This is a genomic window from Micromonospora sp. Mcm103, assembly GCF_024519755.1.
Lineage (GTDB): Bacteria > Actinomycetota > Actinomycetes > Mycobacteriales > Micromonosporaceae > Micromonospora > Micromonospora aurantiaca.
On record NZ_JALJRJ010000008.1, the window covers coordinates 178994 to 194722 of the forward strand.

Below are 15729 nucleotides of genomic sequence, written 5' to 3' on the forward strand. Positions count from 1 at the left end.
TGCTGCGGTGGACCGCTCACGGATCGTCAGCAGCGCGTACGCCCGCCACGCCGGGGTGTCGGCCGGCGCGCCCCGACCCCGGGGAGAGCCATGGTGCTGTTCCGCCGCAGCCGGCCCGGACGCCCGGACCGCGCCGCCGTCGTCGCCGTCGAGACCGCGCCCACCGGTGACCCGGCGCCGGCCGGTTCCGTCGCGCCCGCCGTTCCGGCCGCCCGGGACGGCGACGACGAGCAAGGTCCGGCGCCTGCGAGCCTGGACCCGACCGCCGTCCCGCGCCTGTTCGGCCCGGTGCCGAACACCGCCGCCAGCCCGCTGCCCACGTTCGACCCGGACGGCCGCCCGGTACTCGGCACCGGCATCCGCAAGTTCGTCGACCCACTGCCGCTACCAGGGCGGCCGGCCACCGCCGGGCTCGGCGCCCGCCTGCCGGTCGCCGTCCCGGACACCATCACCTGGCCGGGCTGCGACTACTACGAGATCGGCCTCCAGGAGTACGCGCAGCGCCTGCACCGCGACCTGCCCGCCACCCGGCTGCGCGGCTACCGGCAGCTCAACCTGGGCACCGACGCCTCCGGGCACAACACGGTCGGCCCGCCCGACCGCCCCTGGCACCTCGGCCCGATGATCATGGCCCGGCGGGGCCGTCCGGTGCGGATCAAGTTCATCAACCAGCTCCCCACCGGGCGAGCGGGCGAGCTGTTCCTGCCCGTCGACGAGACGGTCGACGGCGCCGGGGCCGGACCGCTCGACGGTCCCGCGCCGTACCCGCAGAACCGGGCCGTGCCCCACCTGTCCGGCGCGCAGACCGGGTGGATAAGCGCCGGCAACCCGTGGCAGTGGGTGACCCCGGCCGGCGAGATCACCCCGTACCCGACGGGTGTCTGTGTGACGCCGGTGCCGGACATGCCGCCGCCCGGCGCGGGCGCCACCACGCTGTACTTCCCGAACGACCAGAGCGGCCGGCTCATGTGGCTGCACGACAACACGCTCGGCCTGTCCCGGCTCACCGTCTACTCCGGGCAGATTGCGCTCTACCTGCTCACCGACCCGGCCGAGGAACGGCTGGTCGACGACGGCATACTCCCCGCCGACCAGCTCCCGCTGGTGATCGAGGACAAGACGTTCGTACCCGACGACGCGCAGCTCGCCGCCCAGGACCCCACCTGGGACCGGGACCGCTGGGGCGCCAAGGGCAGCCTGTGGCACCCGCACGTCTACCAGCCGCGGCAGAACCCGTACCGGCTCACCGGCACCAACCCGACCGGACGCTGGGACTACGGGCCGTGGACCCACGACCCGGACGGCGGCGCCAGCCCCTGGGTCGCCCCGGTGCCGAACCCGCACCACGACCCCGACACCGACCCGGACGAGCCGCCGCTGGTACCGGGCGTGCCGCACCCCTCGGCCGTGCCCGAGGCGTACGGCGACACCCCGCTCGTGAACGGCGTGGCCTACCCGTACCTGGAGGTCGCGCCGCGGGCGTACCGGTTGCGGATCCTCAACGCCTGCGCGGACCGGGCGCTCAACCTCCAGCTCTACCGGGCCGCCTCCGACGCGCCGATGTGGGGCGAGGACGGCAGCCCGGCCGACCCGGACGCCGGTGAGGTGCCGATGGTCGAGGCGGTACGCGCATCGGGGCGGCCCGCGTACTGGCCGGCGGACGGACGCGACGGCGGCGTGCCCGACCCGGCCGCCGCCGGACCCGAGATGATCCAGGTCGGCAACGAGGGCGGCCTGCTCCCCGCGCCTGTGGTGCTGACCAACCGGCCGGTGGACTACCGGTACGACAGGCAGGACCCGACGGTGCTCAACGTGGACGGGCACGCGCTGCTGCTCGCCCCCGGCGAACGGGCCGACGTGGTGGTGGACTTCTCCACAGTGCCGCCCGGCAGCACGCTCATCCTCTACAACGACTGCCCCGCGCCGCTGCCCCGGTTCGACATCCGCTACGACCACCACACCGGCGCGCCCGACCGGACCGCCTCCGGTGGCCTGCCGCCCACCCGCCCCGGGTACGGCCCGAACACCCGTACCCTGCTCCAGATCCGGGTCACCGGCACCCCCGCGCAGCCGTACGACACCCGGCGGCTCGCCGAGCGGCTACCCGGGGCGTACGCCCGCAGCCAGCCGCCGCCGATCGTGCCGCAACCCGCGTACGACACCGCGATCGGCACCACCACCCCCCGCCCGACGCTCGTCGCCGCGCGGGCCACCTCGGTCACGTTCACCCCGGCGGGCGCGACCGCCCCGGTCACGTTGCCGCTGGCGGTGAAGTCGGTCGGGCAGGTGTTCGAGGCCCGGCACGGCCGCGCGGTGGGACGGCTCGGCGTCGGCCACCCGGTCGCCGGACCACTCGCCCCGGCCACCCTTCCGCTGGGCCCGGCCGACCCGGCCACCGAGGTGCTGCACGCCACCGACCCGGCCGTTGCGGTCGGCGCTCCAGGCGACGGCACGCAGCTCTGGCGGATCGTCGGCGACGCCCCGCGCACCCATCCCGTCCACATCGAGGGCTGCGACGTACAGCTGGTCAACCGGGTCGGCTGGGACGGCACGGTCCGCCCGCCGGACCTGGGCGAGCTGGGCTGGAAGGACACCGTCCGGGTCAACCCCCGGGAGGACGTCGTGGTGGCGCTGCGTCCCGTACCACCCGCCCTCCCGTTCAAGATCGGCGACAGCGTACGGCTGCTCGACCCCACCCGCCCGGCCGGTGTACGGCTGGACGCCGGCCCGGTCAGCCCGGTCGACGGCCGCCCCGCTGTCGTGGTCAACCAGCTGGTCAACCTCGGCTGGGAGTACCGCTGGCAGACCCGCTCGGCCGGACTGCGCGACCAGGGCATGAGCCGGCCGCTGGTGGTGCGCGTGGCACCCAAGGCGCCGACCGGGCTCACCGCCACCCCGGCGCCCGGCAGCGCCACCGCGCTCCCCGCCATCGCGCTGACCTGGACCGGCAACGGCAGCCGGCCCGTACCCACCAGCCACCGGCTGCAACGCGCCACCGACAGCACCTTCACCACCGGCCTGACCGAGATCACGGTGGCCGCCACCGCCACCCGGTACACCGACGCCACCGTCACGCCCGGCGTCACCTACCACTACCGGATCCGCGCCGAGAACGCGGTGAGCTGCTCGTCCTGGTCCAACGCGGTGCCGGCGGCGGTGCACCTGTCCGCGCCGACCCGGGTGACAGCGGTGCTGCCGCCGACCGGGCCGCTGCGGGTGGCGCTGCGCTGGGCCAACCACTCCTTCGCGACAGGGGTGGACGTGCAGCGGGCCACGAACCCGACGTTCACCAGCGGCCCGGGCACCACGGCCATCGCCGTGGGCGAGTCCCACGTGGACCCGGCGGTCGCGCCGGACACCACGTACTACTACCGGGTACGCACGACGTACCTGGGTGCCGCCTCACCCTGGTCGACTGTGGCGACGGTGACCACACCGGCCCGGCCGCTCGCCCCGACCGCTGTGAGCGTCACCGCGAGCGTGTCCGGGCCGGACACGGCCAGCGTGACGGTGACCTGGTCGGCGCCGACGCCGGCCGGGCCGGGCGCCGGGTTCGTCGTGCAGCGCGCCACCGACGCCGCCTTCACCCGCGAACCGGCGACGTTCCACGTGACCGGCCGAGGCTTCACCAACACCGGCCTCGCGCGAGGAATGACCTACCACTACCGGGTACGCGCGACAAACGTCGTCGGCACGTCCCCCTGGACCCCCTCCACACGCACCACGACCCCCACCTGACCCCGTCCACGCCCCGCCGCAGGGTTGATCATGAAGTTGGCGGCCGAAATGGATCGAAACTGCCGTCAACCTCATGATCGACCGCGCTGGTCGGGCGCGCTGGTCGGGCGCGCTGGTCGGGCGCGCCTGGGCGGGGAGGGGACTGTCAGGGGGCGCGGAGGGGGGTGCGGAGTTCGGCCAGGGCGGAGGCCACGCCGTGCAGCAGGTCGGTGGCCTCGGTCAGGCGCGCGGCGGACGGGTGCTCGGTGTTCGGGCGCGCGTCCTCGGCCACGTAACCGGCGGCGGCCACCACCAGCCGCTCGTACGCGGCCACCCCGTCCTCCAACTGGGCCACGAGCGTGGCGTGCACCTCGTTCAGCGTGCTCTGCGGGGTCAGCTTCGCCGCGCGTTCCACGCCCGCCACCCGGTTCGCCAGCTCACGCAGGGACCGGTCGGCCTCGGCCGCCTCCCGGACCGCCGGCTCGGCCAGCCCGGTCAGCCGTCCGGCCAGCCCGGCCAGGGTGAGCGCGGCCCGGTCCAGCCGGGCCCACGGCTCGGCCGCGGCGGTGCCGCGCAGCGCGAGGCGGGAGCGGACCCGGCGTACCTCGGCCACGACGCCCGGCCCGACTGGGAGCCGTTCGACGGCGGCGACCAGCCGGGCGCGGGAGCGGGCGGCGGCCTCGGCCGGGTCCAGGGCGGGTGGTGGCGGCACGGCGGCCAGCGCCCGGTGGTCGACCCAGCGCCAGGCGGCCACCGCGATCGCGCTGCCCGCGGCGCCGGCCCAGGCCGCGTCCGCCAGACCCAGTCCGGCGTACGGAGTCAGCACCGCGGCGGCGCCGCCGAGCCCTCCCGCCAGTACGCTCCACCGCCGCGCCGAGTTGCGTAGCCGGCGCAGCCTGCGGAAGTGCCGGGCCCGTTCGTCCGCCATCGTGTCCGCCCTTCCGTCAGCCGGTAGTGGTCTCCCCGGTGCCACGCTCCCGGCTCATGCTGGCCCGGATCTCGTCGAGCCGGGCGGCGGCGGCCGGGTCGGCCGGCTGCCCCACGGCGGGGGTCTCGGACCGGCTGCCGAGCTGCTCACCGGCCATGCTCGACCGGATCTGCTCCAGTCTCGCCGATCCGGCCGAGTCGAGCGTGGCCTTCTGGATCTCCAGCATCCGGCCCTCGACCGAGTTGCCGGCCAGCTCGGCCCGGCCCATGGCGGTGGCGTAGCGGCGTTCGATCCGGTCGCGGACCTCGTCCAGCGAGGGGGTGTTGGCGGGCGCGGTGAGCGACGACATCGACTCCAGCGAGCGGGCCACGCTCTCCTGCATCTTGGCCTGCTCCAGCTGGCTGAGCAGCTTGGTGCGCTCGGCCAGCTTCTGCTGGAGGATCATCGAGTTGTTCTCGACCGCCTTGCGGGCCTGCGCGGCCGCGCCGAGCGCCTGGTCGTGCAGCGTCTTGAGGTCTTCCAGCGCCTGTTCGGCGGAGACCAGCTGGGTGGCCAGCATCTGGGCGGTCTGCTCGTAGCGCCCGGCCTCGGTCTCGTCGCCCCGGCCCCGGGCCTGGTCGGCCACTGCGAGCGCCTGCCGCGCGTTGCCCTGGAGCTGTTCCACCTCGGTCATCTGCCGGGACAGCTTCATCTCCAGCTGACGCTGGTTGCCGATCACCGCGGCCGCCTGCTGCACCAGCGCCTGGTGCTGGCGCTGTGCCTCCTCGACGGCCTGCTGGATCTGCACCTTGGGATCGGCGTGCTCGTCGATCTTCGCGCCGAAGAGCGCCATCAGGTACTTCCAACCCTTGACGAACGGGTTAGCCATCTCCGCCTCGTCCCCTCAGTAGCGTCGCGCCTACATCGTCCCAGCCGGACGCCACTCCGGCACCCGTACGCTCCTGATCAACAGTACGACGCGAACGCCAGCCTGCCCACGACGTGACAGCCGGGGTCAGGCGGCGCAGACCACATCCCGCTCGGCGGGGCGTACGCGGGTGCTGCGCAGCGTGGCCTTGAGGGGCGAGTCCTGCCGGACCTGGACGGCGACAGCGCCGTCGGAGGTGACCTGCCGGACACTCCTGTTCGTCGCCTTGCGGACGGCGGCCGGCGTCACCGAGGCCGGCTCGTCGGCCACCGGAACCAGCACGCCGGGCATCTGCTCGGCCAGGGCGACGGTGTCGCTCACCTCGCGGAGCAGCTCGGACAGGCGGGCGCCGAGCGCGTCGCAGATCGCGGCCAGCAGTTCGCTGGAGGGTTCCTTCTGGCCGCGTTCGATCTCGGAGAGGTAGCCGAGGCTGACGTTGGCGGCGGAGGAGACCTCGCGGAGGGTGCGGTGCTGCCCTTGCCTGCGTGCTCGCAGCGCGTCACCGATCACCCGGCGTAGCAGGACCATCGCACCTCCCCCTGAACGGGACCACCATCTCCGGCCGGACCGCGTCGCGCCGGACGCGGTGGACCGCTCCGGCGCCGACGGCGACCGCCGGAGCCTTCCCGCAACCGTACCCGTTGGTCGCCACGACGACATCCCACCCCGCCTCTGAAAATCCGGGCGGATCGACAGGTCCGGCGATCCCGCCGCCGGGCGTGTCGGCGCCGCGCGGGCTCACCGGCGGCCGACCCCGGCCGCCTCGGCGGCGTCGGCGTCGGCGTCGGCGGGGAGCTCGATGCGGTCGGCGAGCAGCCGCAGTGCCTCGATCACCGCGGCCGAGCGGATGTGGTCGCGCCCGCCCTCGAGGTCGAGCCGGCGAACCTCGGTGCCGTCCGGTCCGGCGACCGCCACGTAGACCAGGCCGACCGGCTTGTCGTCCTGCGGCTCCGGACCGGCCACGCCGGTGGTGGCCAGGCCCCAGTCGGCGCCGCAGCGCTGCCGCCCGCCCTCGGCCAGCGCCGCCGCCACGTCCGGGTCGACCGGGCCGCGGTCGGCAAGCAGGTCCTCCGGTACGCCGGCGAGCGTCGCCTTGAGTTCGGTGGCGTAGACCACCATGCCGCCCCGGTAGATCGAGCTGACCCCGGCGATCTCCACGATCGCGGCGGCGAGCAGGCCGCCGGTCAGCGACTCGACGGTGGCCAGCGTCTCGCCGCACTCGTGCAGGCGGTGCACCACGGCGGCCGCCGGGCTGCCGGCGGGCCGCTGGTTACTCGCGTCGGTGTCCATGCCCGCCCCCATTTCCCGCCCCACGCCGGCTTACTCGTCCGCCGCCCGGACCGACGGACCCGGGCCCCGGACCGACGGACCGACCGCCCGGACCGACGGGCCCGCCGACCGGCTCAACGGGCCGGGCGGCGCAGCCGCAACGCCTGGGCGATGTAGTCGAACCCGGTGACCACGGTGACCACCACGGCCGCGCCCATGATCCACGGGCCGACCGCGGCGAGCGCCTCCGGCATCGGCCAGAGGTACCAGGTGATGGCCAGGATCTGCAGCGCCGTCTTGACCTTGCCGCCCCGGCTCGCCGCGATCACCCCGTGCCGGATCACCCAGAAGCGCAGCCCGGTGATGCCCAGCTCACGGGCCAGGATCACCACCGTCACCCACCAGGGCAGCAGGTCGTAGACGGAGAGCAGCAGCAGGGCGGCGCCGGTGAGCGCCTTGTCGGCGATCGGGTCGGCGACCTTGCCCAGCGAGGTGACCAGTTCATACCGGCGGGCGATCCAGCCGTCGACCAGGTCGGTCGCGGAGGCCACCACGAAGATCAGGCAGGCCGTCATCCGCCAGCCCGCGTGGCTCATGCCGGAGGCGATCACGGTGGCCACGAAGACCGGCACCAGCATCAGTCGCGCGCCGGTGAGCACGTTCGCCGCGTTGAGCAGCGGTACGGGGGCAGCGGCCGTCGACTCCGCTCCCGTCATGTCCCGCATCGCCCCACGTGGCTTCCCCGCTCCATCAGGGCCCGCCGTCACCGTACCGCGCCGGGCGCCGCCGAGATCATCTCATCCGGTACGGCTACCAGGTCCACGCCCTCGGTCGCCGTCACCGTGGCCCGGACCAGGTCACCGGGGCGCAGCGCGGCCAGATCGACCCCGCCGCCGACCGGCGCGACGAGCGTGGTCGAGCCGTCGACCTCGGGTGCCTGGTGGGCGGCCCGCCCCTCCACCACGCCGTCGGCGATCGAGTCCACGAGCACCTCCACCGTCGCGCCGAGGCGCTCCTCGGCGCGCTGCGAGCAGAGTTCGTCGGCCAGCGCGCTGAGCTTGTCGTACCGCCGCTTGATCGTGGCGGCGGAGACCTTGCCGGTGAGCCCGGCGGCCTCGGTGCCGTCCTCGTCGCTGTAGTCGAACATGCCGATCGCGTCCAGCCGCGCCTCGGTCAGGAACCGGACCAGCTCGGCCACGTCCTGCTTCGTCTCGCCGGGGAAGCCGACGATGAAGTTGCTGCGCGCGCCCGCGTCCGGCGCCAGCGCGCGGGCGGAGGCGAGCAGTTCCAGGAACCGGTCGGTGGAGCCGAAGCGCCGCATCCGGCGCAGCACCGGCTCGCTGGAGTGCTGGAACGACAGGTCGAAGTACGCGGCCACGCCGGGCGTGGTGGCGATCACCTCGACCAGGCCGGGCCGGGTCTCGGCGGGCTGGAGGTAGCTGGCGCGGACCCGCACGATCCCGTCGATCGCGGCGAGCTGCGGCAGCAGCTTCTCCAGCGCGCGGGGGTCGCCCAGGTCCTTGCCGTACGAGGTGGAGTTCTCGCTGACCAGCACCAGCTCGCGGACGCCGGTCTTGGCCAGCCATTCGGCCTCGGCGAGCAGCTCGTCCGGGGTACGCGAGACGAACGCGCCGCGGAACGCCGGGATGGCGCAGAACGCACAGCGCCGGTCGCAGCCGCTGGCGAGCTTCAGCGAGGCCACCGGGCCGGTGTCGAGCCGGTGCCGCAGCACCTGCCGCAGGTGGGCCGGAGTGTGCGCGTCGGTCTCCGGTGCGACCCGGGCCGGGGTGCCGTGCCCTGGCAGCGACACCGCCGCGTCGCGGCGCTTCACCGGGGTCAGCGGCAGCAGTTCCCGCCGGTCGCGGGGGGTGTGCGCGCCGATCGCCTCGCCGGCGAGCACGGAGTCGAGGCGGGCGGCGATGTCCGGGTAGTCGTCGAAGCTGAGCACGGCCTGCGCCTCGGGGAGACTGTCGGCCAGCTCACGGCCGTACCGCTCGGCCATGCACCCGGCGGCGACGACCTTCGCGCCGGTGTCGGCGGCGGCCAGCAGCGTCTGGATCGAGTCCTGCTTGGCCTTCTCGACGAACCCGCACGTGTTCACCACCACCACGTCGGCGCCCTCGCCGTCGGTGGTGACCTGCCATCCGTCGGCGTGCAGCCGGGCGGCCAGCTCCTCCGAGTCGACCTCGTTGCGGGCACAGCCGAGGGTCAGCAGGGCGACGCGGCGCCCGTCGGATCGCGGGGTGGAGGAGGAGGCAGACACCATCCGAGGGTACCGGGCCGGTTCCGGTGCGCCGCGCACCCGTCCGGCCAGGGTCAGCGCGCGGACACGGCCACCCGGGCCAGCCGGTCGAGGAGGAACACCTCCGTGCCGGCCAGGCCGGTGGAGCAGAAGACCGAGATCTGGTCCGCGGTGGTCCGGCCGGGAGCCGCGCCGGCCAGCACCGCGCCCAGGTCGCGCAACCGCCCGGCGTACGGCTCGACGGCGGCGAGCATCGGCGGGACGTACGCGGCGGCCTGCCCGGGTGAGTCGGTGACCAGCAGGTCGGCGGCGTCGAGCAGGTCGGTGCCGAACTCGTGCCTGTCGACCTGTTTGAAGCCGACGGTGTTGACGTGGGTGCCGGGGGCCAGGTCGGCGGCGTCGAGCACCGGGACGGTGCTGGTGGTGGCGAGCACCACGACGTCCCGGTCGCGTACCGCGGCGGCGGCCGAGCCGACGGCGCGGGCCGGCACGCCCAGCTCGGCGCGGACCCGCGCGGCGAACGCGTCCCGCCGGGCCGCCGAGCGGCTGAACACCGTCACCTCGCGCAGCGGCCGGACCGCCGCCGCGGCCCAGACCTGGGTCCACGCCTGCCGGCCGGACCCCACCACGCCGAGGGTGGCGGCGTCCGCGCGGGCCAGGGCGTCCACCGCCACGCCACCGAGTCCTCCGGTACGCCGGGAGCCGAGTTCCTCGCCGACGGCGATGGCGCGTACCGCGCCGGTGGTCGCGTCGTGCAGCACGACGAGCTGACCGCTCTCCGGGTGGCCGAACGTGTCGTACGAGCGGAAGCCGTACCACTGCCCGGTGAGGTGCCCGGCGGTGAGCACCATCCGGCCTCCGCCGAGCGGCGCGGACGCCCGGGGCGGGGCGATGAGCCGCCCGGCGTACGCGGCCAGCAGCGCGTCCCGCATGGCCGCGACGGTGAGCGGGGCGTCCACGGCGGCCGCGACGTCGTCGTCGGAGAAGAGCAGGGTCATGGCATCCATCCTGCAACTTGAAGTTGACGTCAACTCCACTCATGGTGGGCTTTCTCACCACGCCGCCGGTCCGGCCCGCCCGGTGCTACCGTCGGCCACGACGGCCCGCGGGCCGTCCCGGACGAGTGGTGGGCGTACCCGGTCAGGCCAAGACGCCCCGCGTGACCCAACCGCCGCCCGGCCCGCTCCGTGCCGGGCCCGCCCGTCAGAGGTGATGTCCCATGGCCTGGATCGTGCTGGTGATCTCCGGACTCCTGGAGACCGCGTGGGCGATCGCGCTGGACCGCAGCGCCGGCTTCACCCGTCCGCTCCCCTCCGCCGTCTTCGCCGTCACCCTCGTGGGAAGCATGGCCGGCCTGGCGTACGCGCTGCGCGACATCCCGGTCGGCACCGGCTACGCGGTGTGGGTCGGCATCGGCGCCGTGGGTACCGCGCTGGTCGGCATGCTCGCGCTCGGCGAACCGGTCAACCTGCCGCGCGTGGCCTGCCTGCTGCTGGTGGTGGCCGGTGTGATCGGACTGAAGCTGTTCGCCTGATCGATGCCGCCTCCGGTTTGGACGGTGCGGCGCCCGGGGTACCCGATCTCCCGTCGACACGTAGCGAGATCACCCACGGAGGAACCCATGGCCGACATCCACGCCACCGCCCGTCCGCGCAGCAGCGCCGCCCGGATCTGCACGATCATCGCGTTCGTCTTCGCGGCCATCGCGATCTTCATCCTGCCGCCGCTGTTCGGCCTGGTCGGCCTCGTGCTCGGCATCGTCGGCGCGGTCCTCGGTGACAAGCCGCTGGGCTGGTACGCCGCCGCCGCGAGCGTCGCCGGCGCCGTGATCGGCATGATCATCAGCTACGTGGTCCTCACCAACTGAGACCGCCGAACCGCGAACGGGCCCGCCGGGACGACCGGCGGGCCCGTTCGCGTGTACGGGCTCAGTCCTCGCCGCCGCGCAGGCCGGCCAGGACCTCCTCCAGCTCGTCCGGCTTGACCAGCACGTCGCGGGCCTTTGAACCCTCGGACGGGCCGACCACACCCCGGGTCTCCATCAGGTCCATCAGCCGGCCCGCCTTCGCGAAGCCGACCCGCAGCTTGCGCTGGAGCATCGAGGTCGACCCGAACTGCGAGGTGACCACGAGCTCGACCGCCTGCACGAGCAGGTCCAGGTCGTCGCCGATGTCCTCGTCGATCTTCTTCTTGCTGTCCTGCGCCGGGGCGAGCACGTCCGGGCGGAACTCCGGCTCGCGCTGGTCCTTGCAGAACTTCACCACGTCGGCGATCTCGCGCTCGGTGACCCAGGCGCCCTGGATGCGCTGCGGCTTCGACGCGCCCATCGGCAGGAACAGGCCGTCGCCGCGGCCGAGCAGCTTCTCCGCGCCCGGCTGGTCCAGGATGACCCGGGAGTCGGCGAGGGAGGAGGTGGCGAACGCGAGCCGGGACGGCACGTTCGCCTTGATCAGGCCGGTGACCACGTCGACCGAGGGCCGCTGGGTCGCGAGCACCAGGTGGATGCCGGCGGCCCGGGCGAGCTGGGTGATCCGGACGATGGAGTCCTCCACGTCGCGCGGCGCGACCATCATCAGGTCGGCCAGCTCGTCCACGATCACCAGCAGGTACGGGTACGGCCGCATCTCCCGCTCGCTGCCCGGCGGCGCCTTGATCTCGCCGTTGCGCACCTTACGGTTGAAGTCGTCGATGTGCCGGACCCCGTTGGCGGCGAGGTCGTCGTAGCGCATGTCCATCTCGCGGACGACCCACTCCAGCGAGTCGGCCGCCTTCTTCGGGTTGGTCACGATGGGCGTGACCAGGTGCGGGATGCCCTCGTAGCCGGTCATCTCGACCCGCTTCGGGTCGATCAGCAGCAGCCGCACCTCGTCCGGCGTCGCACGGGTCAGGATCGACACCAGCAGCGAGTTGAGGCAGGACGACTTGCCGGCGCCGGTCGCGCCCGCGATCAGGATGTGCGGCATCTTCGCGAGGTTTGCGACCACGTAGCCGCCCTCGATGTCCTTGCCGAGCGCCACCACCATCGGGTGGTGGTCGCTCGTCGCCTCGCGCGAGCGCAGCACGTCGCCGAGCGACACGTTCTCCGGGTCGGTGTTCGGGATCTCCACACCGACCGCGCTCTTGCCCGGGATCGGGCTGAGGATGCGCACGTCCGGCGACTTCACCGCGTACGCGATGTTGCGGGACAGCTGGGTGATCCGCTCGACCTTGACGCCCGGGCCCAGCTCCACCTCGTACCGGGTGACTGTCGGGCCGCGGGTGAAGCCGGTGACGGCGGCGTCCACGTCGAACTGCTCGAAGACACCGGTCAGCGCCGCGATCACCTCGTCGTTTGCCTTGCTGCGGCTCTTCGGCTTGGCACCGCTGCCGAGCAGGTTCGCCGGCGGCAGCGTGTAGTCGCCGGCCAGCCCGGTCAGCGCGAGCTGCTCGGCGCGGGTGGGCAGCGGCGAGTGCTCCGGCGGCTCGACCGGCTTGCGGTTCGCCGGCACCTTGGGCGGCTTGCGCGGCAGCACCAGCGTCTCCTGGAGGTCGACGCCCGCCAGCTCGTCGTCCGGGTCCAAGGGCTCCAGCGGCGGCGGCATCCGCTTCGCGGGCCGCTTGCGGGCCGGCTTCGCCGGCGCCTCGTCCTCGGCGAACTCCTCGTCGGCGTCCGCCCCGGCCGGGTCGGCGCGCAGGCCGAGCCGCTCCGGGATCTTGTTGATCGGCGTCGCGGTGACCACGAGCAGGCCGAACACCAGCAGCAGGAGCAGCAGCGGCATGGCCACCCAGGCGGTCACCGCCGACTTCAGCAGGTCACCCACGCCGGCGCCGATCAGGCCACCCGCGAAGTCACGCTGGACCTCGTCGACCGGGTTCTGCCCGATGTGCAGCATCGCGGCGGTCGCCAGCATCATCGAGCCCCAGCCGACCAGGCCGCGACCGCGGTGCTCGGGATCGGCCGGGGTCCGCATCAGCCGCCACGCGCCGACCATGAACAGCACCGGAAGGATTATCGAGATGGCACCGATGAACAGCCGTACGGTGTCGGCCAGGTGCCGGCCCACCGGCCCGGCCCCGCCGCCCCAGATGCCCACCGCGCTGAGGATGGCCAGGCCGAACAGCAGCAGCCCGGCGCCGTCGCGGCGGTGCTCCGGATCCAGCTCCCGGGTGGACGCGGCCTGCCGCCCGGCGGCCCGGAACGTCCAGCCGACCGTGTGGGCCAGTCCCATCCAGACGGCGCCGACCGCCCGGCCGACGAACGCGGCCGGGCTCGGCCCGGGAGCCGGTCGCCGCCGCGCCGGCTTCCGCGCCGCCGCCTTCTTCGCCGGTTGCCGGGCGCGGTTGTTCGTGGTGCCACGCGGCGACGCGCCGCGCCGCCGGCTCGCCTGAGAGGTACGGCCCGCCATAGAGTCACGGTAACGGCGGCACCCGGTGGATCGCCGCTTTTCCGGGTCGTGTCCGCGCGTCGCAGCACGGGTCGGACCGTCGTTTGTGTTATTCGCCTCAGAAGGGATGCCCGATGGCGTCGCCGGAGATCGAGGACGGTCCGGACGGTCCGCTGGCCGGACACCCGCAGGAACTGCGCCCGCTGACCGGCGAGCTGATCGCCGCTGTGCTCGCCCACCGGGGGTACGCGGTGGCCGAGGAACCCGACGGCGCGCTGGTGGGCCGCTGGGAGCGGAACCTGATCTGGTTCCACCGCCGGGGCGCGGCCGGTGAGCTGCTCCAGGTCCGCACCGTCGTCGCGGACCACTTCGGCATCGAGCGCGTGCCCGAGCTGCACGCGTTCTGCAACACGTGGAACCACGACCGGCTCTGGCCGAAGGCGTACGTGCACGTCGCCGACGACGGGTCGGCCCAGGTGTGCGGCGAGGTCACCACCGACCTGGAACGCGGGGTGACGCCGCACCAGCTCGACCGGCTCGTCGACTGTGGCGTGACCACCGGGTGCCAGCTCGCCGCCGCCGTCGACGAGCTGGCCGGCGGGACGCTCCGGTGACCACGGCACGCGACAGGGGGCTGGCCGCCGCTCTCGCCGACGCCCGGGACCGGCCCGACGGCGCGGAGCGCTGCGCCGAGCTGGAGCGGATCGCGTCCCGGGCGGACGCCACCGGCGATCCGCGTACCGCGGTGTCGGCGCGGTTCGCGCTCGTCGAGGCGTACCTGCACCGGGGCGAGCGGTGGCGGGCGGTGGAGCCGGTCCGGCGGATGCGGGCCACGCTGGACGGGCACCCCGGGCTGCTGGACGCCCGCCCGGACGAGCTGACCCGGTTGCGCCGGCATCAGCGGCAGGCGGTGGAGGCGTCGTTCGGCACGCCCCGGGTGGGCCTGGACCAGGCCCGGTCCCTGTTGGACGCGCTCGCCGGGGAGCTGGGCGAGGACGCGGCGCCGGTGGCGGAGCTGCGCTGCCGGCTCGCCGACCACCTCGGTGACGAGCCGGCCGCCCGGCGGGCGTACGAGCGCTGGTCGGCGGCGGACGAGACCGACCCGGTGGCCGGCTGTGCGGGGTGCGCCCCGGCCCGGCGGGCCGACCTGCTGGCCGGCTGGGGCGAGCCGGACGCGGCACTGGCGGCGCTGGCGCCGGCGCTGACCGGCTGGGTCGAGCCGCAGGCGCCACCGACCCGGCGCGGCGAGCGGCAGGCGGCAGCGGCCAGCGCGACGGCCTGCACCGACCAGCCGGAACGGGCGCTCGCCGTGGGGCTGCTGCCGTGGCTGCGTACCGGCGCGGTGACGCGGGCGGCCCGGGCGCACGTGTACGCGTACCGCCGGCACCGCGGCGAGAAGACGGCGTTCCCGCTGCTCGCCGCGCACCTGCGCTTCTGCGCGCTGGGCGGCTACCTGCATCGTGGGCTGGAGATCCTCACCGAGCAACTGCCCGAGCTGGACCGCCCGGCCGACGACCTGTCCGCCATGGAGTTCGCGGCGGCGGGCGCGCTGCTGTGCGCGCTGGCCGCCGAGGCCGGGCTGGGCGGGCGGCGCATCCACCGCCCCGGGCACGGTTCCCGGCCGGCGGCCGAGGTGGACGTGGCGACGCTGGGTACGCAGTTGCAGGCGCTGGCGACGGCGCTCGCCGGCAGCTTCGACGCCCGCAACGGCACCGGGCACCAGTCCGGCCGGATCGCCTCCTGGCTGGCCGAGCGGCCGCTCGCCGCGCCGGTGTCGCTGGCTGCCGAGAGCGAGTTCGACGAGGAGCCGGACGCCGATGATCCGGCCGAACCCCTGCTGCCCGGGCCGGAGGAACCGGCACCGCTGGACGCGGCGCTGCTCGCCGCCGCGCTCGACGCCCGGGGCGAGCCGTACGCGGTGGAGCCGGACGGCACGCTCGCCGGGCGGTGGGGCGAGGCCACCATCCAGTTCCGCCTGCTCGGCCGGGACGGCGACGTGCTGCACGCCCGGGTGGTGGCGCAGCGGCGGCTGCCGGCCGGGCGGCGCGCCGAGGCGTACGCGTTCTGCAACGCCTGGAACCACGACCGGCTGCTGCCCGCCGCGTACGTGCACGAGCCCGGCGACGGGACGCTGGTGCTGGCCGCGGGCGTCTCCACCGACCTGTCCTGCGGGGTGGCCCCGGCGCAGCTCGCGGTGCTGGTGGCCGCCGCGGTCCGCACCGGCACCGCGTACGCCGAAGCGGTCGCCGCGCTGCCCTGAGCCGCCGCACCGACCGACAGTGCCGCGGACGCGGCGCGGCCC

13 protein-coding genes and 1 riboswitch are annotated in these 15729 nt (G+C 74.7%); of the genes, 5 read left to right on the forward strand and 8 right to left on the reverse strand.

The genetic code is table 11. The annotated features are described in order from the left end of the window. The first annotated feature begins 90 nt into the window (after window positions 1-90). Complete coding sequence (locus OC439_RS12965; protein ID WP_262013604.1) at window positions 91-3738, forward strand: fibronectin type III domain-containing protein; 3648 nt, start codon at window positions 91-93, stop codon at window positions 3736-3738. A 145-nt stretch (window positions 3739-3883) separates the two neighbouring features. Here OC439_RS12965 and pspM read toward each other — a convergent pair whose 3' ends face one another. From pspM to OC439_RS13000, 7 genes are all read right to left on the reverse strand, one after another. Next, complete coding sequence (pspM, locus tag OC439_RS12970; protein ID WP_194799817.1) at window positions 3884-4645, reverse strand: phage shock envelope stress response protein PspM; 762 nt, start codon at window positions 4643-4645, stop codon at window positions 3884-3886. Window positions 4646-4661: 16 nt separating this feature from the next. Continuing rightward, window positions 4662-5513, reverse strand: coding sequence for a PspA/IM30 family protein (locus tag OC439_RS12975; protein WP_091419792.1), 852 nt, complete (start codon window positions 5511-5513; stop codon window positions 4662-4664). A gap of 126 nt (window positions 5514-5639) precedes the next feature. Then, window positions 5640-6080, reverse strand: coding sequence for a helix-turn-helix domain-containing protein (locus OC439_RS12980; protein ID WP_262013605.1), 441 nt, complete (start codon window positions 6078-6080; stop codon window positions 5640-5642). Between the two features lie 210 nt (window positions 6081-6290). Then, window positions 6291-6842 carry a CinA family protein gene (locus OC439_RS12985; protein ID WP_262013606.1) on the reverse strand — a complete coding sequence of 184 codons (552 nt, stop codon included), beginning with the start codon at window positions 6840-6842 and terminating at the stop codon, window positions 6291-6293. A 113-nt stretch (window positions 6843-6955) separates the two neighbouring features. Then, the gene (gene pgsA / locus OC439_RS12990; RefSeq protein ID WP_194799814.1) at window positions 6956-7537 is read right to left on the reverse strand and encodes a CDP-diacylglycerol--glycerol-3-phosphate 3-phosphatidyltransferase; all 582 of its coding nucleotides are present in this window, start codon (window positions 7535-7537) and stop codon (window positions 6956-6958) included. Window positions 7538-7584: 47 nt separating this feature from the next. Further along, window positions 7585-9087 (reverse strand): 30S ribosomal protein S12 methylthiotransferase RimO, encoded by a 1503-nt coding sequence (rimO, locus tag OC439_RS12995; RefSeq protein WP_262013607.1) that lies wholly within the window; start codon window positions 9085-9087, stop codon window positions 7585-7587. 50 nt (window positions 9088-9137) lie between these two features. Continuing rightward, the gene (locus OC439_RS13000) at window positions 9138-10061 is read right to left on the reverse strand and encodes an ornithine cyclodeaminase family protein (RefSeq protein WP_262013608.1); all 924 of its coding nucleotides are present in this window, start codon (window positions 10059-10061) and stop codon (window positions 9138-9140) included. Window positions 10062-10157: 96 nt separating this feature from the next. Further along, window positions 10158-10223: riboswitch (guanidine-III (ykkC-III) riboswitch) on the forward strand. A gap of 59 nt (window positions 10224-10282) precedes the next feature. On the opposite strand from OC439_RS13000, the gene OC439_RS13005 reads away from it, so the two are divergent. Both OC439_RS13005 and OC439_RS13010 read left to right on the forward strand, forming a co-directional pair. Beyond that, a complete protein-coding gene (locus tag OC439_RS13005) occupies window positions 10283-10597 on the forward strand; it encodes a DMT family transporter (protein WP_013284696.1) in 315 nt (104 codons plus the stop codon). An 87-nt stretch (window positions 10598-10684) separates the two neighbouring features. Further along, window positions 10685-10930 (forward strand): hypothetical protein, encoded by a 246-nt coding sequence (locus tag OC439_RS13010; protein WP_013284695.1) that lies wholly within the window; start codon window positions 10685-10687, stop codon window positions 10928-10930. 61 nt (window positions 10931-10991) lie between these two features. On the opposite strand, the gene OC439_RS13015 is transcribed toward OC439_RS13010, so the two are convergent. Then, complete coding sequence (locus OC439_RS13015; RefSeq protein ID WP_262013609.1) at window positions 10992-13448, reverse strand: FtsK/SpoIIIE family DNA translocase; 2457 nt, start codon at window positions 13446-13448, stop codon at window positions 10992-10994. Between the two features lie 113 nt (window positions 13449-13561). Here OC439_RS13015 and OC439_RS13020 point away from each other — a divergent pair, with 113 nt between their 5' ends. Next, a complete protein-coding gene (locus OC439_RS13020) occupies window positions 13562-14041 on the forward strand; it encodes a YbjN domain-containing protein (protein ID WP_262013610.1) in 480 nt (159 codons plus the stop codon). Then, a complete protein-coding gene (locus tag OC439_RS13025) occupies window positions 14038-15687 on the forward strand; it encodes a YbjN domain-containing protein (protein WP_262013611.1) in 1650 nt (549 codons plus the stop codon). Before OC439_RS13020 ends, OC439_RS13025 begins: the two co-directional genes overlap by 4 nt. Window positions 15688-15729 lie beyond the last annotated feature (42 nt).